Origin of the sequence: Variovorax sp. LjRoot175 (genome assembly GCF_964253805.1) — a bacterium.
GTDB lineage: Bacteria > Pseudomonadota > Gammaproteobacteria > Burkholderiales > Burkholderiaceae_C > Variovorax.
Map to the genome: position 1 here is coordinate 4,633,606 of NZ_CAXURY020000001.1, position 23,102 is coordinate 4,656,707.

The following is a 23,102-nucleotide window of genomic DNA, read 5'->3' on the forward strand; positions in this document are numbered from 1 at the left end:
GATCGCCTTTCGCCTGGATGGTTGTGCTTGAGGGAGTTCGTTCCCAATGCTGATTCGGTTACGCGCCAGGCGTTCATCCGGTTTCACTTCACCGCGAAAACCCGCCGGCCGCTCCTACAAGGTGCCGTAGCTGTGCAATCCGCTCAGGAACATGTTGACCCCCAGGAAGGCGAAGGTCGTCACCGCCAGCCCGCCCAGCGCCCACCAGGCTGCCACCGTGCCTCGCAGGCCCTTGACCAGCCGCATATGCAGCCAGGCCGCGTAGTTGAGCCAGACGATCAGCGCCCAGGTTTCCTTCGGGTCCCAGCTCCAGTAGCCGCCCCAGGCGTCGGCCGCCCACAGGGCGCCGAGCACGGTGGCGATGGTGAAGAAGGCAAAGCCGACCGTGATGGACTTGTACATCACGTCGTCCAACACCTCGTTGGCCGGCAGCCGCGCGGCGATGCGCTTGCGGCCCAGCAGGATGCCGGCGGCGATCAATGCCGAGATGGCCGCATAGGCGAACCAGTAGCTGCCGCCGGCTTCCTGCACGCGCTGGCGGAACGCCACGGGCACGAAGCACAGCGCCACGCCAAGCAGCCACATCGGCGTGAGCTTGTACCAGCGGGTCTCCTGCGCCTGTTCCTTGATGAGGTAGGCGAAGGCCACCATCGCCGCCAGCGCAAAGGTGCCGTAGCCGATGAAATTGGCCGGCACATGCAGCTTCATCCACCAGCTCTGCAAAGCCGGCACCAGCGGCTGGATTTCGTGGGCTTCACGCACCAGCGTGTACCAGAGCAGGAAGCCGACCGCGGCGCTGACCACCAGCATCACGAAGGCACCCAAGGCCCGCGTGCCGTAGCGCGATTCGAAGTAGAGATAGAAGGTCGCCGTCAGCCAGCAGAACAGCACGAACACCTCGTAGAGGTTGCTGACCGGGATATGGCCGATGTCCGGCCCGAGCTGGTGGCTTTCGTACCAGCGCACCATGGAGCCGATCAGCGCCATCGTGACGGCCGCCCATGCGAGGCGCGAGCCGATGAGGTCCATGGTGTCGGCCTGCTTGGCCGCAAAGAAGCCGATCCAGTAGAACAGCGTGCTCATGAAAAAGAGCACGCTCATCCACAGGATGGCCGACTGGCTGGACAGGAAGTACTTGAGCCAGAACACGGTGTCGGCACGCGCCAGGTCGCCCTGGTAGGAGGCGATGCCCAGCAGCGCGGCTGCAGCCACCACGATCGCCAGCACGCGCAGCGGCCGCCAGAACCAGCCGAGCCATATGGCGGCGGGCATCGCCGCCAGCAGGATGATCTTCTCGTAGATGTCCATCGCGCCGGCATAGCGCGAGAACGCGAACAGTCCGCCGGCCAGTACCAGCGCGGCAAACACCCAGTCGAAGGCGTTGCGGCGCGAAAGCCAGCCGTCGTTCAGCGTGAGGGTGGTGGTGCTCATGGGGCGGTGTCTTTCCTGCTGGCGAGCAGCTTGTCTTTGAGACGCTCGAATTCGCGATCGCTGTCGATGGTCTTGCGGTTGACCGAAAAAGCCATGGTGGCCGCCGTGCCACTGGCGCTCGCGTCCTTGGCGAGCCACACCCACAGCCTGCGCTCGCGCACGTACAGCATCGCAAAAATGCCCACGATCAGCAACAGGCAACCCAGATAGACCACGTTCTTGCCCGGCGCGCGAGCGACCTGGAACACGCTGGCCTGCACCTGCTTGAAGTCGGTCATCATCATCGCCACCGGCGCGGGGTAGAAATACGCGTCGCTGATGGCGAGCACCGCCTGGGTCAGGAAGGCTTGCGACTTCGCGTCGGCCGGCAAGGCCGCCAACCCCGCCTTCTCGCGGCTCAGATTGAGCACCTCGAACAGCACGTCGTTGAGGATGCGCACCAGCACCGCGCCGGCGCGCTCCCGGTCGGCCTCGGGCACGTTCGCTTCCATGAATTCGGCGATCGCCTGCCAGCCTCCGGCGCTCACCGTGTCGGCCTTGGCCCGCTCGGTGCCCGCGAACAGCGCCAGCGCGCGGCCGGCCGAGATGCGCAGCTGCTCGGCCAGCTCGGGCCGCTTGGAATCGGCCGCGCGCGCGATGTAGCGCTCGATGGCGCGCGTGCGCGTGTCGGCATCGGCCAACGCGGCGCGCATGCGCACGAAGCCGTCCATCGAGCCCTGGTCGTCGGCCGGTACGCGCAAATAGCGGAAGGGCTCCTCCGGCCGCTCGCGCATGCCGAGCAAAAAGACCGGCTGGCCGTCGCCGGTATCGACCGGCACCATGTAGTTCTGGTACTCGCGCGCCTGCCCCGCGGCGTCGCGCAGCTTGTAGCCGATGCTCGGGCCGATGTTGCGCAGCACCTTGGGCTTGTTGGTCTTGTTGGCCGCGCCCAGGCGCGATTCGATGCCGCTCGTCAGGTCGACCTTGCGCACGTCGGCGCCGCTGGTCATCGCACCGCCGGCGCTCTCGCCGAAGTTCTCGACGTTGATCACGCGCAGCGCCGTGTACTCGAGCGTCAGCCGGTCGGTGCCGTTGGTGATCTCCGAGCTGTTGCCGATGGTGCCCTCCACTTCGAAAGGCTTGGCCGCAGCCGCCATCGGCACCGCCTTGAGCTTCACGCTGGAGCCGCCGTCGTCGAAACTCGACTGGTAGATCTCGATGCCCTTGTAGCTGGCCGGGTGGTTCACCTCGATGCGCGCCGGCACCTGCGCGCCGGTCTCGCGGTCGTGCAGCACCACTTCGCTCGCGAACAGCTTGGGCATGCCGGTCGAGTAATAGTCGACGATGAACTTCTTGAGCTCGATCGAGAACGGAAGGTCCTGCAGCAGCACACCGTCGGCCTGGTTCAGGATCGCGACGCTGCCCTGTCCGCCTTCGGGCACCAGGATGTTGCCGCGAAAGGTCGGGTTGCTGGGCGACAGGCGGTGCCGTGGCGCAACGTCCGCGATCAGGCCGCCGCCGGTGTAGACGCTCTTGCCGTTGAACCAGGTCTGGGCGCGCACGATCAGGTCGCCGTCGAGCAGGCCGCCGAGGCACACCAGCACGATCGCACTGTGCGCCGCGATGTAGCCGAGCTTGTGGGCGCCGCCTGCGCGCGCGGCCACCATCCAGCCGTCGCCGTCGCGGTGCTGCAGCTTGACCTTCCAGCCGCCGCCCGCCAGCAGCTGGCCGATGCGGTTGGCCGCGGTGTCCGGGCTTTCGTCGAGAACCGTTTCGGCCCGCTGGCCGAAAGCCTTGAGGCTTTGCGCGCGGATGCCTTCCTTGAGAGTCCTCAGGTCCTTGAAGATGTGCGGCGTATTGCGCGCGATGCACAGCGAGGTGCTGATCACCAGGAAAGCCAGGATCAGCAGGAACCACCAGGCGCTGTAGATCGAATCGAGCCTGGCCGCGCGGAACACCTCGGCCCAGAAAGGCCCGAACTGGTTGACGTAGTTGTTGATCGGCTCGTGCTGCTTGAGCACGGTGCCGATGATCGATGCAATGCAGATGACCGTGAGCAGCGCGATCGCGAAGCGCATCGACGACATGAGCTCCACCGCCGCGCGGACCACGTGGGGGCCGCGCCGGACTCGAAGGCCGTGGGTGGAAACTGACATGAAGGGGAATCGTGGAAAGCAAAAAGGCGGGCCATCCTCGCTGGATCGGCCCGCCTTGTTTGGGTTTGTTATCGGCGGTTAGTTCACGCTTGCGCGCCGGAAATCAACGCAGCCCGGCAATGTAGTCGGCCACGGCCTTGATCTCGCGGTCGTTGAGCTTGGCGGCCACACCGGTCATCTGCGCAGCATTCAGGCGCCCGCCGTCGCGGAACAGGGTGAGCTGCTGCACGATGTAGTCGGCATGCTGACCACCCAGGCGCGGGTACTGGGCCGGGATGCCGGCACCGTTGGGGCTGTGGCAGCCGGCGCAGGCCGGGATCTGGCGATCGCCCAGGCCGCCGCGGTAGATCTTCTCGCCGAGCGACACCAGGTCCTTCTCCTTCGAGAAACCGGTCTTGACCTTCTTGGAACCGACGAACCAGGCGATGTTGCGCATGTCTTCGTCGGACAGCGCCGAAGCCAGCGGCTTCATGATTGCGCTCTTGCGCTTGCCGGACTTGAAGTCCTGCAACTGCTTGAGGATGTATTCGGGGTGCTGCTGCGCCAGCTTGGGATTGGCCGGGATGGCCGAGTTGCCGTCCGCGTTGTGGCACGAGGCGCAGCTTTGGCTGTTGGCCGGCGCGGCATTGAAGATGGTGTCGCCCTTGGCGGGATCGGGCTTGGGCGCCTTGGCAGGCGCCTCGGCAGCCGGCTTGGCCCCGGGCTCATCGGCCGCGAAGCTGGTACTGGCGGCGGCGCCCATGAGGGCTGCGAGCAGAAAATGAGCGAACAACTTCATAGCGGGGGGCTTGGATTTATGGCGCAAAACCGCGCGATTCTACAATGGCGCCCCGTTCCGAAAGCTCATCGATGACCACCCCGCGGCGCCTGCCGGCCACTCCCCCTTCCCGCAAGGCCCCTGTCGTCGATGCCGCGGCCGCCGAACGCATCCGCGTCGCACGCGGTTGGCTGCACACTGCGCACTTCCTCACGAGTGCGCCCCAACTGGAACACCTGCCGGCCTTCGACCTGCCGGAGATTGCCTTCGTCGGGCGCTCGAACGCCGGCAAGTCGACCGCCATCAACACGCTCACCCAGCAGACGCGCCTGGCCTTCGCCTCCAAGACGCCAGGCCGCACCCAGCACATCAACCTGTTCGGCGTCGGCAAGCAGAAGGTCGACGACGCCGTGCTGGCCGACCTGCCCGGCTACGGCTACGCAGCCGTGCCGCGCGAGGCCAAGCTGCGCTGGCAGCGCGTCATGGGCAACTACCTGATGACGCGCGAGAACCTGCGCGGCGTGGTGCTGATGTGCGACCCGCGCCACGGCCTCACCGAGCTCGACGACATCCTGCTGGAAGTCATCCGCCCGCGGGTCGAGCAAGGCCTCAAGTTCCTGGTGCTCCTGACCAAGGCCGACAAGCTCACGCGCTCCGAAGGCGCCAAGGCGCTGTCGATTGCGCGACTGCAGGCCGGCGGCGGCGAGGTCAAACTGTTCTCGGCCTTGAAGCAACAGGGAGTCGACGAGGCGGCCGAACTGCTGTGGCGCTGGGCCCATCCGCAGAACGAGCAGCCCGCAGAACCGACAGAAGAAGGAGACAACGAGCCATGATCGAAACCTTTGCGCGCGCGCTGCCCAACGGCACCACGCTCAGCTGCCGCGCCGCGGGCGCGCCCGGCCGCCCCCTGATGGTGTTCCTGCACGGCTTTCCCGAGGCCGCCTTCATCTGGGACGAGCTGCTCGAATACTTCGCGAGCCCCGAGCACGGCGGCTACCGCTGCGTGGCGCCGAACCTGCGCGGCTTCGAGAAATCGAGCTCGCCCACCGAGGTATCGGCCTACCGCGCGCACCTGCTGGTGCAGGACATCGAGCAGCTCGCCCAAAGCGAAAACGCGGACGGCCGCATCGAGGCCCTGGTGGCGCACGACTGGGGCGGCGCCTTCGGCTGGGGCTATGCCAACCAGCACCCGGACAAGCTCGGCCGCCTGGTCATCATCAATTCGCCGCATCCGGGCACCTTCACGCGCGAGCTGCTGAACAATCCCGCGCAGCAGGCCGCGAGCGCCTACATGAACTTCCTCGCGCGGCCCGATGCCGAAGCGCTGCTTTCTGCCGACGACTACAAGCGCATGTGGCTCTCCTTCACGCAGATGAAAGCCGGTGCCGACGGTTTCGGCTGGCTGACCGAAGAAGTCAAGAACAAGTACCGCGAGGTGTGGGACGCGGGCCTCACCGGCGCCTGCAACCTCTATCGCGTCACGCCGATGAAGCCGGCCTTGCCCGGCAAGCCGTCCGAGATTCCGACGCTGCCACGTGAGCGCCTCGTTGTGGAGGTGCCCACTTTCGTCTTCTGGGCACTCGATGACGCCGCGCTATTGCCGGGACTGCTCGAAGGACTCGAAGAGTACGTGCCGAAGCTCGAGATCAAGAAGGTGCCCGGCGCCACGCACTGGATCGTGCACGAGCAGCCGCAGTACGTCGCGAGCGAGATCGAGGCCTTCCTGCAGCGCAATCAATAGACTGCGCCCGCCGCCGGGCCGCCCCAAGGCGGGCCGCGCCCCGAGTCGCCGCCAGAGGCAGCACCCCTTCAGCCCGTCCAAGCCTGCGCAGGCAGGCTTGGAGCCGCGGGCTTCAGCCCCTCGGGGGGTGGCGAAGCACACGAAGTGGCAAGCCGGGGGGCTCAGTACACAGGCGCCGCACCATCCGGCCGCGTCTTGAAGCGGCGGTGCACCCAGTAGTACTGCGAGGGCATCGTGTCGATGTAGCCTTGCAGGCGCTCGTTCATCAAGGCGGTGTCGGCCACCACGTCCTCGCTCGGGAAGTCCTGCCAGGCCGGCAGCACCTCGATCTCGTAGCCGTCCCTGGTGAGCTTCGAGACCACCGGCACGACCTTGGCCCGGCCCAGGCGGGCGAAGCGCGACAGCGAGGGCACGGTGGAGGCCGGCACGCCGTAGAAGGGCACGAAGACCGTCTGGTCGCGGCCGAAGTCCATGTCGGGCAGCAGGTACAGCAAGCCGCCCTTGCGCAGCCCGGCCACGATCGGCTTGATGCCGTCGACCCGGTTCAGCGCGACCACGTTGCCGAAGCGTTTGCGCCCCTCGCGAATCCACTCGTCCACCATCGGATCGCGCTGCGTGGTGTAGATGGTGGTCGAGGGCCGGGCCGTGTGCATGGTCAACGCCGTGGCCGCCGCATCGAGGCCGTAGAAGTGCGGTGCGAACAGGATCATCGGCTCGCTCCCGTTGGCGATCTCGTCGATCTCCCGGGCCGATCCCTTCACCGTGAGCCGGGCGGCCACCGTTGCTTCCGGCGCATGCCAGAGCCAGCTGCGGTCGAGCCAGGACTGCGCCACATAGACGAAGGTTTCGCGTGCGATGCGGCGTCGCTCCTCGGGCGACTTGTCCGGGAAGCACAGCGCGAGGTTGGTATCGACCACGCGCCGGCGCCGCGCTGCGACGGTATGCAGCACCCGGCCCAGAAAAGCGCCGAAGCCGCGCGCCAAAGGCAGCGGCACATGGGCCAGCGTGCGCATGAAGCCGATGCCGAGCTGGGACGACAGGCTCATGGTGCCGCCTCCACTGCCGCCCCCGGTGCCGCCTCGCCGCGCGGCTGCTTGTAGCGCGCATAGTCCCAGACGTACTGGCCCGGCAGCCGGCGGATGAGCCGTTCGATGCCTTCGTTCATGGCGGTGGCGGCGGCTTCGGGCGTGGCCTTCGGATCGTTCAGCGCGGTGCCATCGAAGGCTTCGATGCGGATCGCATAGCCCGCGCCCCGCGGCAGCCGCTCGCAGACGGCAAGGAACACGCGCGAACCGGTCTGCTGCGCGAGACGCGGCAGCAAGGTCATCGTGTAGGCGGGCCGGCCGAAGAAAGGCGCCCACACGCCCTGCCCCAGCGGCGGCACCTGGTCCGGAAGGATGCCGGTGTAGCCGCCGGCGCGCAGCGTGCGCATCAACCCGCGCACCCCGCCCACGTTGGTCGGCAGCGTCTGCAGACCGCGCCGGTCGCGCGAACCGGCGATCAGTTCAGCCATCCATTTCTTGCGGGCCGGCCTGAACAAGGCCGTGATCGGCCCGTAGGCATCGACGAAGCGTTCGCCGACCGCCTGCCCCAGGGTCTCCCAGCTGCCGATGTGCGGCGAGACCAGGATCACGCCCTTGCGCGCGGCCAATGCGGCCTCCAATTCGGCGACGCCATCCCACCGGACGATGCGCGGCAGCACGCTCTCGCCCTGCGGCCGCGCCCACAGCCACGGCAACTCGGCCGCCATGGCGCCTGCCGCGGCAATGGCAGGCCGGTATTGCGCAGGGCTGAAGCCGGCGCTCTCGGCGTTGTCCTTGAAGCGCTTTCGGTAGGTCGGCGCCAGCCACCAGACCAGCCAGCCCAGCCAGCCGCCGACCGCATGCATCAAGGGCAGCGGCACACGGGCGAGCAATCGAAACAAAGCAATCATCGACACGGAGGGGGGGTGAAAACCAGGACGCGCGCGCAGGGTAACGCGGCTCGAATAGAATGCAAATTGTCGCTGAGTTATGGAACTACTTGCAGGGCGACGTTAAACATCACTGCTAAAGCGTTCGCCAAAGCTCCTGATGGGTTGGCAACGCGCCAATTCACTTGCATGGAGTTTTACCGAAATGGCGAACGACTTTCTCTTCACTTCCGAATCGGTTTCCGAAGGCCATCCCGACAAGGTGGCGGACCAGATCTCGGACGCAATTCTGGACGCGATCTTCGCGCAGGACCCGCGCAGCCGCGTGGCCGCCGAGACGCTGACCAACACCGGCCTCGTGGTGCTCGCCGGCGAGATCACGACCAACGCGCACGTCGACTACATCCAGGTGGCGCGCGACACCATCAAGCGCATCGGCTACGACAACACCGACTACGGCATCGACTACAAGGGTTGCGCCGTGATGGTCTGCTATGACAAGCAGTCCAACGACATCGCGCAGGGCGTGGACCATGCGAGCGACGACCACCTCAACACCGGTGCCGGCGACCAGGGCCTGATGTTCGGCTATGCCTGCGACGAAACGCCCGAGCTGATGCCCGCGCCGATCTACTACGCGCACCGCCTGGTGGAGCGCCAGGCCCAGTTGCGCAAGGACGGCCGCCTGCCCTTCCTGCGCCCGGACGCCAAGAGCCAGGTCACGATGCGCTACGTGGACGGCAAGCCGCACAGCATCGACACCGTCGTGCTCTCCACGCAGCACCACCCCGACCAGAGCGAAACGCCGACCAAGATGAAGGGCAGCTTCATCGAGGCCGTGATCGAGGAGATCATCAAGCCGGTGCTCCCCAAGGAGTGGTTGAAGGAAACCAAGTACCTGATCAACCCGACCGGCCGCTTCGTCATCGGCGGCCCGCAGGGCGACTGCGGCCTCACGGGCCGCAAGATCATCGTCGACACCTACGGCGGCGCCTGCCCGCACGGCGGCGGCGCATTCTCGGGCAAGGACCCGAGCAAGGTGGACCGCTCGGCCGCCTACGCGGCGCGCTACGTGGCCAAGAACATCGTCGCCGCCGGCCTCGCGCGCCAGTGCCAGATCCAGGTCGCCTATGCGATCGGCGTGGCCAAGCCGATGAACGTGACGGTCTACACCGAAGGCACGGGCGTGATCTCCGACGAGAAGATCGCCGCGCTGGTGCAGGAGCACTTCGACCTGCGCCCCAAGGGCATCATCCAGATGCTCGACCTGCTGCGCCCGATCTACGGCAAGACCGCTGCCTACGGCCACTTCGGCCGCGAAGAGCCCGAGTTCACCTGGGAGAACACGAGCCAGGCAGCGGCGCTGCGCGCGGCCGCCGGACTCTGAGCGTCAGCGCCGCTGGCGCAGCAGTTCTCGAACCTCTTCGTCGCTGGTCTGCGCGAAGTCCGCATACCAGAGGCCGACCGCCCGGAAATGCTCGGGCGTGAACACGCTCAGCACCTCGTCGGCCACGGTGCTCAGCAACTGGACCGCCTCGCGCGAGGCCACCGGCACGGCCACGATGATGCGCTGCGGCTCTGCGGCACGGGCCGCCAGCACGGCTGCATGCATGGTGGCGCCGGTGGCGAGGCCGTCGTCGACCAGGATGACGACATGCCCCGCGAGTGCGAGCGGCGCGCGCTGGCCGCGGTAGAGCTGCTCGCGCCGTGCCAGCTCTTCCGTTTCGCGCGCGACCACAGCTTCCATGGCCCGCTCCGACACCGGCCAGAAGCCGGGCAGCTCCGACATCACGCGCACGCCACCCGATGCGATGGCGCCCATCGCGAATTCTTCCTGGCCCGGAAAGCCGAGCTTGCGCACCACCAGCACATCGAGCGGCGCGTGCAGGAAATGCGCAACCTCCCAGGCCACCGGCACGCCGCCGCGCGGCAGCGCGAGCACGACGACATCGGGGCGCCCACGCCACGCGTCCAGTGCCTTGGCGAGCTTGCGGCCCGCATCGCGTCGGTCCCTGAAATCCATTCAGAAACGATACGCCGCTCCCATGCCGATCGTCCAGTTGCGGCCCGGGGAGGGTTCGAAATAGCGCATGTTCGACTCGTTGACGATCACCGAGCCGATGTAGCGCCGGTCGAAGACGTTGTCCACGCGCGCGAAGGCGTTGAACTCCCAACGCTCCCAGCGCTTGAGGTAGCCCGCATAGAGCGCCACCACCGCGTAGCCGGGTGCTGCAGCGTCGTTGCGGTCGTTGGCCTGGATGCGCCCAAGTGCGCGCAGCTCGGTACCGGCGCGCCAGCCTTCGGGCGGCACCCAGCCGAAGGACGCGAAAAGCGCATGCTCCGCGATCCCAGGGATGCGGTTGCCCGCCGGCACCGTGCTGATCGCGCTGCAAGGCGTCGGCGAGCAGAAGCCGTCGCGGTAGCGCGCATCGAGCCAGGTGTAGGCGAGCTGCGTGCGCCAATGGTTCGCCGTCTCGTGCTGCCAGGAGAGCTCGAAGCCGTCGCGCTGGGTGCGGCCGGCGTTCTGAAAGGTGGCGCGGCCTCCGAAGTTGGTGTTGGTCACGATCTCGTCGCGCGTCCGTGTCTGGAACAGCGCCGCTGTGAGCAGGCCGCCACCCAGGCGCGCCTTGGCGCCGACCTCGACGCTGCTGTTCACCGAAGGCTGCAGAGCGAAGTTGAGCCCGCCGAAGCCGTCCGCGCGGTAGGAGAGCTCGTTGAGCGTCGGCGTCTCGAAGCCGCGGCCGACGGAGGCGTAGAGCGCCAGATCGGGCGTGGCCTCGTAGCGCAGCGAAGCCACCGGCAGGGTCTTGCGGTAGCGCGCGCTGCCGCTGTCGTCGCGGTTCGGGCCGACGACGTGGAGATCGTGCGAGGAGAAGCGCACGTTGCTGCGTCGCACGCCGGCTTCGAGCGTCCATCGATCGGCGAAGCGCCAGCTGCCCTGCACGTAGGGATCGAGGTTGCGCACCTCGTTGCGCTCGTTGCGGCGCAAGCGGCCCAGCACGCCCAGGGCCAGTGGCGCACTGGACCGGCCGACGAAGTTCTCCCAGCCGCGGCGGCGCTCGCGCAGGCCGTCGTAGGCCAGGCCGGCGACCAGGTCGAAGGGCCTATCGGCCAGCTGCAGCCTGGCGCTCCAGCGCAGGTCCACGCCGCCGTAGTCGCGCGCCAGGTCGATCACGCCGCCGGCATGCAGCGGGTTCTGCTGCACGAAGGTCGGGATCGCCTGGAACTGGACGGTGCTGCGCTGGCCGCCGTAGACAATCAGGCGCAGCGTGTTCGCGGCATCGATGCGGCGCTCGTAGCTCAGGCCGAGCTGCTGCTGGTCCACGGTCTTGCGCGTATCGAACTGCGTGGCGACCGGATCGACGCCGCGCGGGTTCAGCGCGTACTGGCTGGCCGACAGCCCCAGGGGGTCCTGCGCATAAAGATGCACGCTGTTGAAGACCAGCGTCAGCTTGCTGCCGTCGTCGAGCCGGAAGCCCAGCTTGCCGTTCTGGATCTCGCGATCCGCCGCGCTGTGCTCGCGCCAGCCGTCGGTGTGGAAGCGGCTGGCGCTCAGCAGGTAGTCGATAGCGCCCGAGGAACCGCTGAGCTTGCTGCCGACGCGCGCAGTGCCGAAGCTGCCACCGGCCAGCGAGAAGCCGAGCAGCGGCGGCCCCTGCCCGTCCTCGGTGAACACCTGCACCACGCCGCCCGAGGAATTGCCGTAGAGCGCCGAGAAAGGCCCGCGCAGGATCTCGACACGGTCGGCCGAGCCGATGTCGATGTTGGAGGTCTGGCCCTGGCCGTCGGGCAGCGTGGCCGGGATGCCGTCGACATAGAGCCGCACGCCGCGCACGCCGAAGGTGGAGCGCGCGCCGAAGCCGCGTATCGACAGCTGCAGATCCTGCGCGTAGTTCTGGCGGTTCTGGATCTGCAGCCCGGGCACGCTACCCAGGCTTTCGGACAGGTTCACCTGCAGGCGTGCGTCGCGCATCTCGTTGCCTTCCACGCGGTCGACCGAACCGGGCACATCGAAGGGCCGCGCCGCGCCGCGCGGCGTGGAGACCGTGATCTCGCGCAGCGTGGGTGCGGACTCGGCATCCTGCGCCGAGGCGGAAGACGCGGCAAGCAGCAGGCAGGCCGTGGCGACGGAGGATTTCATCGCGGCGATTCTGCGGCCAGCCGCCGCGCCGCCACGACGGGCAAGACCCTATGGCGCCGGATCGAGGCCGCGTCTACGAACGCCGAGGCCGGCGCCAGCCGTACCAGGCGCCCACCGCGCACGGAATGCCGAGCGCGACCCACGCCAGCGCATCGCCAACACCGCCGTCGCTGAAGAGCGCGGACACCAGCCCGATGCAAGTGAGCACGCCCAGCACGGTCGGCCAGCCCCACATGGGCCAGAAGCGAGGGCGCTGGTGGTGCTTCGTCATGAGCCCGCCTTCGCCGCCGTGGGCTGCGCCAGCGGAACGGCCGCCTGATGTGCCGCTTCGTCGGCACGCGCTGCGGCCGGCACGGCGTTGCCGCGCTTGAGCCACAGATAGAGCCCGCTGCCCAGCACGATGATGGTCGCGATGTCGAGCAGCGTCCAGAGGATCTGCATCGGCATGCCGCCGTAGTCGCCGAAGTGAAGCGGCTGCGAGACCAGGAGTCCTGTCAGGTACCAGGGCAGCTCGGGGCTGGCCGTGATCGCATTGGTCTTGGCGTCGACCAGCACCGGCTGCAGCAGGCGCGAAGTGAAGGGTTCGCTGCCGCGCAGGAACACGGTGTTGTGATGCGGACTCGAGAAGGCCGTGCCCGGGAAGGCGATGAAGGAAACCTTGTTGCCCGGCGCACGCTCGAGCGCCACGTCCAGCGAGCGCTGCACCGAGCCGCGCTCGGCCTTCGGCACTTCGGGCTGCCCCTGGTAGGGCGCGAGCAGCGTGCTCAGCTGGTCGTACTGCCAGTACTTGATGATCAGGTCGGCCCAGGTGTTGATCATGCCGGTGGCGCCGACCGTGAAGGCCCATACCAGCGTCACGATGCCCAGCAGGTTGTGCAGGTCCAGCCACTTGAGACGCGGCCGGCGCTCGCGCCGTACGGTGCCGAAGTCCAGCTTGCGCATGAAGGGTGAATAGAGCACCACGCCGGAGACGATCGCCACCAGCAGCAGCAAGCCCATGAAGCCGAGGAACAGCTTGCCGGGCAGTCCGGCGAACAGGTCGACGTGCAGCTTGAACATCACGTACATGAAGCCCTCGTCGAACTTGGGCTGCGCCAGCACCTTGGCCGTGCGCGCATCGACCGCAACCGACTTGAAGTCCTCGGTCGGCGCCGGCGTGGGCGTGAGCGTGACGAACCACAGGCCGTCGTCGTCCTCCGGCTGCGAGACGAACTGCACCACGCGCTCCGGATGCAGCGCATGCGCGACCTCGATCACGCGGTCCAGGCTTGCGCGCGGCGTGCCGGCGGGCATCTTCGGCGCATCGACCTCGGTGCCCAGCAAGTGGCCGATCTCGTGATGGAAGATCAGCGGCAGCCCCGTGATGCACAAGAGCAGCATGAACACGGTGCAGACCAGGCTGCTCCACTTGTGCACCCAGGCCCAGGTCTTGATTCGTCGGCTGTTCATCGCGGTTTTTTCTCAGGGGCTCAGAAGCGGTAGGTGGCGCTGGCCACCACGTTGCGGCGCGTACCCCACCAACAGTCGCCGCGCGCGAGGCATGTGCTGAAGTACTCCTTGTCCGTCGCGTTGTTGATGTTCAGCGCATAGCGCCACTTCGCGGTCTCGTAGGCGAACACGAGGTCCAGCAGCGCGACGCTGGGGATGCGCGGGCCGTAGCCGCCGAAGGAGACGTCGCGGAAGGCGCCCATGTAGCGCACGCCCGCGCCGGCCGAAAAGCCCGGCGTGCCGGCGATGGCGAAGCGGTACTTGGCCCAGAGCGCCGCCTGGTGGCGTGGCAGGCCTTCGAGCTGCGGGTCGAGGTCGGTGTAGTTGTAGTGCGCCGTGACATCCAGGTTCGGCGTGATCGAGCCCTTGGCCTCGAGCTCGACGCCGCGCGTCTTGGTCTGGCCGATCTGCGCGTAGACGTTGGGCAGCGGTTGGGCGATCTGGTTCTTCTCGCGCAGATCGTAGACCGCGGCATTGAAGGCGAGGCTGCGGCCCGCGGGCTCGTACTTGACGCCGACTTCCCACTGCTCGCCGCGCAGCGGCTTGAACACCCGGCCGTCACGCGGCGACTGCGGCGTGAAGGACTCGGCATAGCTCACGTACGGCGACCAGCCCGACGGGAAGGCATACAGCACGCCGAAGCGCTTGCTGGTGGCGCTGTCCCTCGAATCCTCGCTGCCCTCGGCGCCGGCGACGACGCGGTCGTGCCGCAGGCCGGCGATGAAGTTCCAGTTTCCCAGCTTGATCTGGTCCTGCAGGTAGACGCCGGTGGCGCGCTGCGTGGTGCGCGGCCGCGCCGTGCGTTCCGGTTCCAGCCGATTGCCGTAGACCGGGGCATAGGCGTCGATCTCGCTGGTGGAGATCCCGCCCCACACGTTCTCGCGATGGCGCTGGTAGTCGGCGCCGACCAGCAGCGTGTGCTTGAGCGCGCCGGTATCGAAGTGGCTCTCGAGATGGTTGTCCAGCGTGTCGATGCGATTGCGCGTGAGCGAGCTGTCGAGCGAGCGCGACAGGCGCCTCTTGCCGACCGGGTCGGCGCCCCAGCCGCCGGTGATGGTGAAGAAGTCGCCCCAGTGGTAGCTGTTGTCGTTCTCGTTCTGCGCGTGGCGGAAGTTCTGGCGGAAAGTGAAGTTCTCGTTGAACTTGTGCTCGAACAGCCAGCCGAAGGTCTTGCGCTCGCTGTCGTAGTAGTCGCCCGGCTCGCCGATGAAGCGGCTGGTCGGCAGGCGCCCGTTCGGGTTCGGGAGGATCGTGCCTTCCCACGGGAAGAATTGCGAGCTCGAGCCGCTCTTGTCCTTCTGGTAGAGGCCCTGCAGCGTGAGCGAGGTCGCCGCGCTCGGGCGCCAGGTCAGCGAGGGCGCGATCAGGCTGCGGTCGTCGGGCACGAAATCGACCTGCGTGTCGGCCTTGCGCTGCACCGCGATCAGCCGGTAGGACCACTGGCCGTCCTCGGTCAGCGGCCCGGTCAGGTCGGCCTGGATCTGCTTTCGGTTCCAGCTGCCGTACTGGATGCCCACTTCGCGCTGGGTTTCGAGCAAGGGTCGCTTGCTCACCATGTTGACGATGCCGGCCGCGGTACCCGATCCGAACAGCATACCCGAGGGCCCGCGCAGCACCTCGAGGCGCTCGAGCGTGTAGGGCTCGGTGCGCGTGGTGCTGGTGTAGTAGCCGTAGGCCTGGCGCAGGCCGTCGAGGTAGACGTCGGGATACGCGCCGCGAACGCGGAAAGAATCGCTGCGCGCGTCGAGGCCGTAGGCGTCGGAACGCACGCCGGCCGCGTAGCCCAGCGCATCCTGCAGGTTGGTCGCGCCCTGGTCCACGATCTGGTCGCGCGTGATCACTGTCACCGCCTGCGGCGTTTCGGAAAGCGGCGTGTCGGTCTTGGTCGCCGTGGCGGCGTTCTTCGCGCGATAGCCGATCACCGGACTGGTGGCGGATTCGGTTTCGGCGCTGGCGTCGACTCGCACCTCCGGCAGAACGGCGTCGCTGCCCGCTTGGGCAAAAACCTGCGATTGCGCAGACACGGCCAGGCATCCGGCCAGGAGCGATGCGGCCTTGCGCCGCGCGGAAAAACAGGAGTTCAAACCCTCATCCCGAAATCTTGTTAAGAGTGATTCGCATTCTATTGGTGAATTAAATGAAAACCCAACAATCCCGTAGACAGGCCGCTCCTTCGAGGCAGGGTCGCGCGGCTACCATCCGTCCCGCGCCATGCCAGACCTTTTCGCCCGTCTTCTTCCGTTGCTGCGGCGTGCCGCCATGGGCCTGGCATGTCTTGCGGCGGGCTGTGCCGGCCTGCCGCCGCGCGAGCCCCAGCCGCCCGAGCTGGCGACACCCGTCTCCGCGCAGACCGAGCTGGGCCGCATCGTCGCCCCCTTCAACACCCAGCCCGATGAGCTGTCGGCCGTGCGGCCCTTGCCCCAGGCCAGCTTCGCGCTGGACGCCAGGCTCGAACTGATCCGCCGCGCGCAGGCTTCGCTGGACGTGCAGACCTACCAGCTCGGCAAGGACAAGACCGGCCTCCTGATCCTGCGCGAGCTGCGCGATGCCGCGCGGCGCGGCGTGCGGGTGCGCCTCTTGCTCGACGACTTCTATACGGGCGGGCTCGACCGCCTGCTGCTGGCGCTGGCCGCCGAGCCGAAGGCCGAGGTGCGCCTGTTCAACCCTTTCGTGAACGGGCGCGAGCACTCGGCCACGCGCTGGCTGGATTTCTTCACCGACTTCAAGCGGCTCAACCACCGCATGCACAACAAGCTCTTCATCGCGGACGGCGCCATCGCGATCGCGGGCGGGCGCAACCTCGCGGACGAGTACTTCCTGCGCAGCGAAGGCGCGAACTTCATCGACTTCGAGTTGCTGATGGCCGGCCCGGTGGTGCCGCAGTCCGCGCGCATCTTCGACGACTACTGGAACAGCGACGTGGTCTACCCCTTGCAGCGCATGGTGCGCGCGGCCGACCCGACCGAACAACTGGTGGCCGAGTTCGACCTCGCCACCTCGGCGCAGCACGCGCCCTGGCCCGATGCGCCGCCGGAGAGCGACATCCTCAGCGAGCCGCGCCTCGCCGAGCAGCTCGCGCGCGGCGAGCTGCGCTGGATGCGCGCCGAGGCCCAAGCCCTGGCCGACAGCCCGAACAAGGCGCTCGGCACCCGGCCGCCCGGCATGGAGACGCTGGCGCGCCGCTGGTACGCCACGATGGCGACTGCCAAGTCGCAAGTGCTGGTGATCTCGCCCTACTTCATCCCCGGCGACGAGGGCATGGAGCGGATCCGCGCCGCCCGCGCGCGCGGCCTGCGCATCACCATCATCACCAACTCGCTGGCCGACAGCGACGAACCGCTGGTCAACGTCAACTACAACCGCTTTCGCGTCGCGCTGCTTCAGACCGGCGTGGAACTGCTCGAGGTGAGCACGCAGCAGTTGAAGCGCAACACGCAGATCCGCCGCCTGCTGCGCCAGGCCCGCGGCCGCCTGCATGCCAAGCTGGCCCTGATCGACCGCGAGTGGGTGCTGCTCGGCTCGATGAACCTCGATCCGCGCTCCGAGCGGCTCAACACCGAGTTCGGCGTGCGCGTGCACAGCTTCGAGCTCACGCAGGCGCTGCTCTATGCCTACCTGCTGGACGACATCGAGGGCGTCTACCGCGTGGTCCTCAAGCCCGACGGCCAGAGCGTGCAATGGGTGGGCACCGGAGACGAGACCAACGAGGTGCTCGACGACGAGCCCGACTCGAGCATGCTGACGCGGCTGCAGCTGCTGCTGTTCTCGTGGTTTGTACCGACCGACCAGCTCTAAACAAGGCCCCCTCTTCTGCCGATATTCGCCTCGCGCTCGACGGCGTGAACATCGAAGCGCGTTCGCCGGCCGCGCGCCTGCTGCAATCGGCGCTGCAACGCATCGCCGGCGCGATCGGGCATGTGGACCAGGCGTCGAGCACCATCGGCACGGCCGCGCTCGAGATCGCAAGCGGGCAGCAGGATTTGTCGAAGCGCACCGAGTCCACCGCCTCCAGCCTGCAGCAGACCTCGGCCTCGATGCACCAGCTCACCGAGACCGTGCAGCAGAACGCCGATGCCGTGCGCCAGGCCCACGCGCTCGTGGGCTCGGCCGCGCAGGCCGCCACGCGCGGCGGCGCGGTGGTGGGCCAGGTGGTCGCCAACATGGACGAGATCACGGCCGCGTCGAAGAAGATCGGCGACATCATCGGCGTGATTGACGGCATCGCCTTCCAGACCAACATCCTCGCGCTCAATGCCGCGGTCGAGGCGGCGCGCGCGGGCGAACAGGGCCGCGGCTTCGCGGTGGTGGCGGCGGAGGTGCGCAACCTCGCGCAGCGCAGCGCGCAGGCCGCGCGCGAGATCAAGGGCCTGATCGGCGACTCGGTGCTGCGCGTGGCCTCGGGCGCTCAGCTGGTCGAGGATGCGGGACGCACGATGGCCGAGATCGTCGCCGCCGTGGAACGCGTGACGGGCCTGATGGCCGAGCTCAATGCCTCCACGGCCGAGCAAAGCGACAGCATCGGCCAGGTGACCCAGGCCATCTCCCAGCTCGACCAGATGACGCAGCAGAACGCCAGCCTGGTCGAGCAATCGGCCGCGGCCTCGCGGTCGCTGCGCGAGCAGGCGACGGGGCTGGCCGAAGTGGTGAAGGTGTTCATGCTCAGGCCAGCGGGATCTGCGTCGTCGACAGCACCTGCTTGATCACAATGAAGGACCGGATCTGCCGCACGCCCGGCAGGTAGAGCAGTTGCTCAGCGTGCAGCCGGTTGAAGCTCTCGCTGTCGGCGGTGCGCACCAGCATGAAGTAGTCGAACTCGCCGGTCACGACGTGGCACTCCATGCAGCCGGAGATCTTCACCGCGGCCTTCTCGAAGTCGCTGAAGGACTCGGGCGTCGAGCGGTCGAGCACCACGCCGATCATCACCAGCATGCCCGCGCCGAGCGCCTGCGGATTCAGGAGCGCGACCGTGGCGCCGATCATTCCCGAGCGCTTCAGACGCTCGACGCGGCGCAGGCAGGCCGGCGGGCTCAGATGGACCTTGGCGGCCAGCGCCACGTTGGAGATCGAGGCATCGCGCTGCAGTGCCCGAAGAATCGATTTGTCGGTGCGATCGAGCAGAGACGCCGCTTCCGGCGCACTACGAACTTTTGTTGCTTGATTTTTGGCCATCGTGAAATGAAACGCTGCCGAACTGATCAGCAGGATGCTCATGGTGCGTTGAAAGCCCAGTTTTCACAACCCTGTGAACCGCACTTCTTCCTACGATGGCCCCATCGCCGCACCCAAGGAGCATCGCCATGAACCTGAGCCGCTACCCCCGTTATCCGCTGACCTTCGGCCCCACCCCGATCCACCCGCTCAAGCGCCTGAGCGCACACCTGGGCGGCAAGGTCGATCTCTATGCCAAGCGCGAGGACTGCAACAGCGGCCTGGCCTTCGGCGGCAACAAGACGCGCAAGCTCGAGTACCTGATTCCCGAGGCGCTGGCCCAGGGCTGCGACACGCTGGTGTCCATCGGCGGCATCCAGTCGAACCAGACGCGCCAGGTCGCCGCCGTGGCCGCGCACCTGGGGCTCAAGTGCGTGCTGGTGCAGGAGAACTGGGTCAACTATTCGGATGCCGTCTACGACCGCGTGGGCAACATCGAGATGTCGCGCATCCTCGGTGCCGATGTGCGCCTGGACGCGGCCGGCTTCGACATCGGCATCCGCCCGAGCTGGGAGCAGGCCATGGACGATGTGCGCAAGGCCGGCGGCAAGCCCTTCCCGATTCCGGCCGGCTGCTCCGAGCATCCTTTCGGCGGGCTGGGCTTCGTCGGCTTCGCCGAAGAGGTGCGCGCACAGGAGGCCGAACTGGGCTTCAAGTTCGACTACATCGTGGTCTGCTCGGTCACCGGCAGCACGCAGGCCGGCATGGTGGTCGGCTTCGCGGCCGACGGCCGCGCAGACCGCGTCATCGGCATCGACGCATCAGCCAAGCCCGAGCAGACGCGGGCGCAGATCCTGCGCATCGCGCGCAGCACCGCCGAGCTCGTCGGGCTGGGCCGCGACATCACCGAAGCGGACGTGATCCTCGACACGCGCTACGGCGGCCCCGAATACGGGCTTCCCAACGAAGGCACGCTGGAAGCCATCCGTCTTTGCGCGCGGCAGGAAGGCATGCTGACCGACCCGGTGTACGAGGGCAAGTCGATGCACGGAATGATCGACAGGGTGCGCCGTGGAGAGTTCGCACCGGGCTCGAAGGTGCTCTATGCCCACCTGGGCGGCGTGCCGGCGCTCAATGCCTACAGCTTCCTGTTCCGCAACGGCTGAGCGCTCACTCGGGCCGGATGTCGAGCTCGCGCACGGTCCGGCTCCAGCGCTCCACGTCCTTCTGCACCAGCGCGCGCGTGTCGGCGACCGAAAGCGCGAGCGGCTTGCCGCCGGCCTTGCGGAAGGTCTCGGTCACTTCCGGCATCGCGATCACGCGTGCGAGTTCGGTTCGCAAGCGCTCCAGGATGGCGGGCGGCGTCTTCGCCGGCGCGAAGAGGCCGAACCACGATTCCAGTTCCAGCGGCGCCGCGCCGGTCTGCGCGATGGTCGGGATGTCCGGCTGCGTCGGGATGCGCGCCGCACCGGAAACCGCGAGCGCGCGCACCGTGCCGGCATCGATCTGGGTGCGCGCGGTCGACGAGAGATCGAAGAACAGGTCGACGCGGCCGCCGATCAGGTCCTGGTAGGCCGCCTGTGCGCCGCGGTAGGGCACGTGGGTCAGCTCCACGCCCGCCGCATGCCACAGCGCCGCGGCAATCACGTGCTGGCCCGAGCCGTTGCCGGCCGATGCGTAGTTGAGCTTCTTCGGGTTGGCCTTGGCGTGGCCGATCACTTCCTTCAGCGTGGCTTGCGGCAGCTCCTTGCGCGCCATCAGCGTGTAGCTGTAGGCCACGGCCAGGCCCAGCGGCTCGAAGTCGCGCAGGCTGTCGTAGGGCAGGTTGCGGTACATGCCCATGTTCAAGGCCAGGTTCGACACCGAGCCCAGCAGCAGCGTGTAGCCGTCGGCCGGCGCCTTGGCGACCAGGTCGGTGCCGACGACCGTGCCCGAGCCCGGCCGGTTCTCGACCACCACCGGCTGGCCCAGTTGCTTGCCCAGGCGGTCGGCCAGCGTGCGGGCGACGAAGTCGAAGCCGCCGCCTGCCGGCTGGGGCACGACGATGCGCAGCGGATGGTCGGGGTAGGCGCCCTGCGCGATGGCAGCGCATGCGGTGAAGGCCAGCGCGGCGCCGAGCGCCGCGCGGCGGGTGAGGCAATGGTCCATGGCGCGCTGCCGGGCTCAGCGCTCGAGCGCACCGCCGGCCAGCCACGCGGTGCCGCGACGGTACAGCGCCTCGACCGCCTCGCCCTTCAGCATCGGCATGTCGAGCTTGACCGTGTAGCCGATGCGGGTCTGGATGTAGGCGAGATGGCGATAGCCCTCGGGAAACTTCGCCAGCGCTTCGGCATCGAGCTCGACGGTTGCGGCCGGGTCGACGGGATCGATGCGGTCCTTCTCGTAGATCGGCTGCCGATGCAGCAGCTTCCATTCGCCTTCGTGCCTGACGATGAAGTCGTAGAAGCGGCCGGTGCACACCACGTCGCAGAGCACGCCCTCGACCATGCCGCGCTGCGAGATGGTCATCTTGGTCTGCGCGATGGCGCGCTCGCCCGCCACCTCGATGGCCGAGCCGCCCAGGAAGTGCAGGATGCTCACGCCCTTGGCCCAACCCTCCCGCGTGACGCGGATGAAGTCGCGGAACGGGCCCTGGAACCAGGTGGCCATCATCACGCCCTCGGGATGCCACACGGTGGCGAAGCGCTCCCAGTCGCCGGCGTCGCGCCAGACCGCCCAGCGCTCGACCAGCCGGCGGATCAGGAGTTCCTGCTGCAGTGTCTCGTCCATGTCGTCTCCTTGGTGGCGCCGGAGTTTGCGCAAGGCGCCCGGCCGGCGCAAGGACGCGAGCGGAAATCAGTTTTCCTGGCCTGCACAGCCGTGGCGCGTGCAAGGCCGACGCCGGATAACGGATGCCGCCTACAGCCAATTTCGCTGGCGCTGGCAGCATCCCCCGGCCAACTTTGGAGGTCTGCGTGCATCTGGATGAATGTTTTGCAATGATCGCCCGGCTGAGTCCCAACGCCGCGAAGCTCGCGGCGCGCATGCTGCGCAAGGATCCAGCGGCGCCGGCGGAATGGGCCTTCGCGCTCGAGGTCGGCCTGGCGGACCGCGCCCAAGGCTCGGATCCGTTGACGACGGACGATCTGCTGCTGATCGCCATGGACAAGGATCCGAAGCATTTCCCGGCCGGCCCCGCGGCCGAGTACAGCGCGCAGCAGGTGCAGGCCATGGAGTTCGTCCGGGCAGTGCGGCGCAAAGGCCCTTATCCCGTTTCGGCCGCCTCCGCCCTGGGGGGCGATCTGCTCGCCGCTCCTCGATGAAGTCGATGCAGGCGCTCGACGGGAAGAAGCGCTGACAGGCCGCTACAGGGCAGCTTCGGTCGACATGCGCTCGGCCGCGGCGGCCCGCAGGCATCGCATCAGTTGCTCGGTAGCCGGCGTCGGGTTGCGCCCGTGCATCGTGATCATGCCAACCGGCGGCAGCTCGATCGGGACCGGCAGCCTGAGCGCCTTGACGAGGCCCTCGCCTTCGAAATGCCGCGCCACGCCGAGCGCAAGAAAGCCGGCGGCGGATCGCTCCCGGATGCAGCTGAGCGTCACGAGAAAGGATGCCGTCTCGACGATGTCCACAGGCGGCACCAGGCGATGCTTGTAGAACATCTGCTCGAGCTTCATGCGCGACGACGCCCAGGGCGGAGGCACCACCCACGGCAGTTGAACAAGCTGGCGCCAGGTCGGCCTGGCGGCGGACGCCAGTTCATGGTCGGGCCGCACCACGACGCACATGGGCTCGGCGTACAAGGCTTCGGTTTTCAGGTCCGGCGCCGCATACCCCGGCTCGAGCCGCCCGACGAAGAGATCCAGCTCGCCGACGCGCAAGCGCGGCAGCAGGCGCGTGAGATCTCCCTCCTCGATCATGACGGTGGTCTGTGTCGAACGCTCCTTCAGCAACGCGACGGCACGCATCAGCAGGGAGGGCGTGGCGACCACCATGGCGCCGACGCTGGTCCGGCCTGCCGCGCCGCTCGCCACGGCAGCGATCTCGTCGCGCGTGCGGCCGTAGTCGGCCAGCACCGACCGCGCGAATCGCACCACGGCCGATCCGTAGGCGGTCGGTTCCGTCCCGCGTGTCGAACGCACGAAGAGTTCGAGGTCGAACATGCGTTCGATCTCCGCCAGCGTCTTCGATACCGCCGGCTGAGTGACCGACAGGAATTCGGCCGCACGGCCGAGATGGCGGAACTCGTCGAGCGACACCAGCAACTGCAGATGCCGCAGCTTCAGGTTGGAACGAAGCACGCGATCGATGGCAGGCATCGTTCATAACCCAATAGGAAAGAAGAGAGTCGGTAACTTCATTGGATTGTA

20 protein-coding genes and 1 pseudogene are annotated in these 23,102 nt (G+C 67.7%); 7 read left to right on the plus strand and 14 right to left on the minus strand.

The window, feature by feature from the left end; all coding sequences use genetic code 11:
- Window positions 1–114: 114 nt before the first annotated feature.
- The 3 genes from ccsB to ACSQ89_RS23130 form a co-directional block, all read right to left on the minus strand.
- The gene (gene ccsB, locus ACSQ89_RS23120) at window positions 115–1,431 is read right to left on the minus strand and encodes a c-type cytochrome biogenesis protein CcsB (protein ID WP_436293273.1); all 1,317 of its coding nucleotides are present in this window, start codon (window positions 1,429–1,431) and stop codon (window positions 115–117) included.
- Window positions 1,428–3,566, minus strand: coding sequence for a cytochrome c biogenesis protein ResB (locus tag ACSQ89_RS23125; RefSeq protein ID WP_436293272.1), 2,139 nt, complete (start codon window positions 3,564–3,566; stop codon window positions 1,428–1,430). The genes ccsB and ACSQ89_RS23125 overlap by 4 nt, the downstream gene beginning before the upstream one ends.
- Window positions 3,567–3,669: 103 nt before the next feature.
- Complete coding sequence (locus ACSQ89_RS23130; RefSeq protein WP_436293271.1) at window positions 3,670–4,344, minus strand: c-type cytochrome; 675 nt, start codon at window positions 4,342–4,344, stop codon at window positions 3,670–3,672.
- Between the two features lie 71 nt (window positions 4,345–4,415).
- Here ACSQ89_RS23130 and yihA point away from each other — a divergent pair, with 71 nt between their 5' ends.
- Window positions 4,416–5,156, plus strand: coding sequence for a ribosome biogenesis GTP-binding protein YihA/YsxC (gene yihA / locus ACSQ89_RS23135; RefSeq protein ID WP_093105562.1), 741 nt, complete (start codon window positions 4,416–4,418; stop codon window positions 5,154–5,156).
- The gene (locus ACSQ89_RS23140) at window positions 5,153–6,064 is read left to right on the plus strand and encodes an alpha/beta fold hydrolase (RefSeq protein WP_093105559.1); all 912 of its coding nucleotides are present in this window, start codon (window positions 5,153–5,155) and stop codon (window positions 6,062–6,064) included. Before yihA ends, ACSQ89_RS23140 begins: the two co-directional genes overlap by 4 nt.
- Window positions 6,065–6,225: 161 nt before the next feature.
- Here the strand turns inward: ACSQ89_RS23140 and ACSQ89_RS23145 are convergent, their stop codons facing one another.
- Window positions 6,226–7,110 (minus strand): lysophospholipid acyltransferase family protein, encoded by an 885-nt coding sequence (locus ACSQ89_RS23145; protein WP_436293270.1) that lies wholly within the window; start codon window positions 7,108–7,110, stop codon window positions 6,226–6,228.
- Complete coding sequence (locus ACSQ89_RS23150; protein WP_436293269.1) at window positions 7,107–7,997, minus strand: lysophospholipid acyltransferase family protein; 891 nt, start codon at window positions 7,995–7,997, stop codon at window positions 7,107–7,109. Before ACSQ89_RS23150 ends, ACSQ89_RS23145 begins: the two co-directional genes overlap by 4 nt.
- 184 nt (window positions 7,998–8,181) lie before the next feature.
- Here ACSQ89_RS23150 and metK point away from each other — a divergent pair, with 184 nt between their 5' ends.
- Window positions 8,182–9,363: a methionine adenosyltransferase gene (metK, locus tag ACSQ89_RS23155; protein ID WP_093105552.1), complete on the plus strand. Its 1,182-nt coding sequence runs from the start codon at window positions 8,182–8,184 to the stop codon at window positions 9,361–9,363.
- Window positions 9,364–9,366: 3 nt separating this feature from the next.
- On the opposite strand, the gene ACSQ89_RS23160 is transcribed toward metK, so the two are convergent.
- The 5 genes from ACSQ89_RS23160 to ACSQ89_RS23180 form a co-directional block, all read right to left on the minus strand.
- Entirely contained in the window at window positions 9,367–9,999 is a 633-nt protein-coding gene (locus ACSQ89_RS23160) for a phosphoribosyltransferase (RefSeq protein WP_093105549.1), read from the minus strand.
- On the minus strand, window positions 10,000–12,117 hold the full coding sequence (locus ACSQ89_RS23165) for a TonB-dependent receptor family protein (RefSeq protein WP_436293268.1): 2,118 nt from the start codon (window positions 12,115–12,117) through the stop codon (window positions 10,000–10,002).
- A 73-nt stretch (window positions 12,118–12,190) separates the two neighbouring features.
- On the minus strand, window positions 12,191–12,388 hold the full coding sequence (locus ACSQ89_RS23170) for a hypothetical protein (RefSeq protein WP_436293267.1): 198 nt from the start codon (window positions 12,386–12,388) through the stop codon (window positions 12,191–12,193).
- On the minus strand, window positions 12,385–13,566 hold the full coding sequence (locus ACSQ89_RS23175; RefSeq protein WP_436293266.1) for a PepSY-associated TM helix domain-containing protein: 1,182 nt from the start codon (window positions 13,564–13,566) through the stop codon (window positions 12,385–12,387). The genes ACSQ89_RS23170 and ACSQ89_RS23175 overlap by 4 nt, the downstream gene beginning before the upstream one ends.
- A 20-nt stretch (window positions 13,567–13,586) precedes the next feature.
- A complete protein-coding gene (locus ACSQ89_RS23180) occupies window positions 13,587–15,629 on the minus strand; it encodes a TonB-dependent siderophore receptor (protein ID WP_436293265.1) in 2,043 nt (680 codons plus the stop codon).
- A gap of 187 nt (window positions 15,630–15,816) precedes the next feature.
- On the opposite strand from ACSQ89_RS23180, the gene ACSQ89_RS23185 reads away from it, so the two are divergent.
- Window positions 15,817–17,400 (plus strand): phospholipase D family protein, encoded by a 1,584-nt coding sequence (locus ACSQ89_RS23185; RefSeq protein ID WP_093105536.1) that lies wholly within the window; start codon window positions 15,817–15,819, stop codon window positions 17,398–17,400.
- A gap of 80 nt (window positions 17,401–17,480) precedes the next feature.
- Window positions 17,481–18,305 (plus strand): annotated as a pseudogene (locus tag ACSQ89_RS23190) (methyl-accepting chemotaxis protein); the annotation flags it as partial.
- On the opposite strand, the gene ACSQ89_RS23195 reads toward ACSQ89_RS23190, so the two are convergent.
- Entirely contained in the window at window positions 18,265–18,774 is a 510-nt protein-coding gene (locus ACSQ89_RS23195) for an Lrp/AsnC family transcriptional regulator (protein WP_093106134.1), read from the minus strand. The pseudogene ACSQ89_RS23190 and the gene ACSQ89_RS23195 sit on opposite strands and share 41 nt — an antisense overlap.
- A gap of 128 nt (window positions 18,775–18,902) precedes the next feature.
- Between ACSQ89_RS23195 and ACSQ89_RS23200 the strand changes: the two genes are divergently transcribed.
- Complete coding sequence (locus ACSQ89_RS23200) at window positions 18,903–19,919, plus strand: 1-aminocyclopropane-1-carboxylate deaminase (protein ID WP_436293264.1); 1,017 nt, start codon at window positions 18,903–18,905, stop codon at window positions 19,917–19,919.
- 4 nt (window positions 19,920–19,923) lie between these two features.
- Here the strand turns inward: ACSQ89_RS23200 and ACSQ89_RS23205 are convergent, their stop codons facing one another.
- Window positions 19,924–20,901, minus strand: a complete 978-nt coding sequence (locus tag ACSQ89_RS23205) for a Bug family tripartite tricarboxylate transporter substrate binding protein (protein ID WP_436293263.1) — start codon at window positions 20,899–20,901, stop codon at window positions 19,924–19,926.
- A gap of 15 nt (window positions 20,902–20,916) precedes the next feature.
- Window positions 20,917–21,522, minus strand: coding sequence for a nuclear transport factor 2 family protein (locus ACSQ89_RS23210; RefSeq protein ID WP_093105528.1), 606 nt, complete (start codon window positions 21,520–21,522; stop codon window positions 20,917–20,919).
- A 209-nt stretch (window positions 21,523–21,731) separates the two neighbouring features.
- On the opposite strand from ACSQ89_RS23210, the gene ACSQ89_RS23215 reads away from it, so the two are divergent.
- The gene (locus ACSQ89_RS23215) at window positions 21,732–22,055 is read left to right on the plus strand and encodes a hypothetical protein (RefSeq protein ID WP_093105525.1); all 324 of its coding nucleotides are present in this window, start codon (window positions 21,732–21,734) and stop codon (window positions 22,053–22,055) included.
- A gap of 42 nt (window positions 22,056–22,097) precedes the next feature.
- Here ACSQ89_RS23215 and ACSQ89_RS23220 read toward each other — a convergent pair whose 3' ends face one another.
- Window positions 22,098–23,051, minus strand: a complete 954-nt coding sequence (locus ACSQ89_RS23220; RefSeq protein ID WP_436293262.1) for a LysR substrate-binding domain-containing protein — start codon at window positions 23,049–23,051, stop codon at window positions 22,098–22,100.
- Window positions 23,052–23,102: the final 51 nt, after the last annotated feature.

What these genes read in the sequence shown, in the direction of transcription:
- ACSQ89_RS23200 (WP_436293264.1), top strand. Translation starts at nt 18,903, where the DNA reads ATGAACCTGAGCCGCTACCCCCGTTATCCGCTGACCTTCGGCCCCACC.
- metK (WP_093105552.1), top strand. Translation starts at nt 8,182, where the DNA reads ATGGCGAACGACTTTCTCTTCACTTCCGAATCGGTTTCCGAAGGCCAT.
- ACSQ89_RS23160 (WP_093105549.1), bottom strand. Translation starts at nt 9,999, where the DNA reads ATGGATTTCAGGGACCGACGCGATGCGGGCCGCAAGCTCGCCAAGGCA.
- ACSQ89_RS23205 (WP_436293263.1), bottom strand. Translation starts at nt 20,901, where the DNA reads ATGGACCATTGCCTCACCCGCCGCGCGGCGCTCGGCGCCGCGCTGGCC.
- yihA (WP_093105562.1), top strand. Translation starts at nt 4,416, where the DNA reads ATGACCACCCCGCGGCGCCTGCCGGCCACTCCCCCTTCCCGCAAGGCC.
- ACSQ89_RS23145 (WP_436293270.1), bottom strand. Translation starts at nt 7,110, where the DNA reads ATGAGCCTGTCGTCCCAGCTCGGCATCGGCTTCATGCGCACGCTGGCC.
- ACSQ89_RS23140 (WP_093105559.1), top strand. Translation starts at nt 5,153, where the DNA reads ATGATCGAAACCTTTGCGCGCGCGCTGCCCAACGGCACCACGCTCAGC.
- ACSQ89_RS23210 (WP_093105528.1), bottom strand. Translation starts at nt 21,522, where the DNA reads ATGGACGAGACACTGCAGCAGGAACTCCTGATCCGCCGGCTGGTCGAG.
- ACSQ89_RS23220 (WP_436293262.1), bottom strand. Translation starts at nt 23,051, where the DNA reads ATGCCTGCCATCGATCGCGTGCTTCGTTCCAACCTGAAGCTGCGGCAT.
- ACSQ89_RS23150 (WP_436293269.1), bottom strand. Translation starts at nt 7,997, where the DNA reads ATGATTGCTTTGTTTCGATTGCTCGCCCGTGTGCCGCTGCCCTTGATG.
- ACSQ89_RS23125 (WP_436293272.1), bottom strand. Translation starts at nt 3,566, where the DNA reads ATGTCAGTTTCCACCCACGGCCTTCGAGTCCGGCGCGGCCCCCACGTG.
- ACSQ89_RS23170 (WP_436293267.1), bottom strand. Translation starts at nt 12,388, where the DNA reads ATGACGAAGCACCACCAGCGCCCTCGCTTCTGGCCCATGTGGGGCTGG.
- ACSQ89_RS23185 (WP_093105536.1), top strand. Translation starts at nt 15,817, where the DNA reads ATGCCAGACCTTTTCGCCCGTCTTCTTCCGTTGCTGCGGCGTGCCGCC.
- ACSQ89_RS23195 (WP_093106134.1), bottom strand. Translation starts at nt 18,774, where the DNA reads ATGGCCAAAAATCAAGCAACAAAAGTTCGTAGTGCGCCGGAAGCGGCG.
- ACSQ89_RS23215 (WP_093105525.1), top strand. Translation starts at nt 21,732, where the DNA reads ATGATCGCCCGGCTGAGTCCCAACGCCGCGAAGCTCGCGGCGCGCATG.
- ACSQ89_RS23130 (WP_436293271.1), bottom strand. Translation starts at nt 4,344, where the DNA reads ATGAAGTTGTTCGCTCATTTTCTGCTCGCAGCCCTCATGGGCGCCGCC.
- ACSQ89_RS23165 (WP_436293268.1), bottom strand. Translation starts at nt 12,117, where the DNA reads ATGAAATCCTCCGTCGCCACGGCCTGCCTGCTGCTTGCCGCGTCTTCC.
- ACSQ89_RS23175 (WP_436293266.1), bottom strand. Translation starts at nt 13,566, where the DNA reads ATGAACAGCCGACGAATCAAGACCTGGGCCTGGGTGCACAAGTGGAGC.
- ccsB (WP_436293273.1), bottom strand. Translation starts at nt 1,431, where the DNA reads ATGAGCACCACCACCCTCACGCTGAACGACGGCTGGCTTTCGCGCCGC.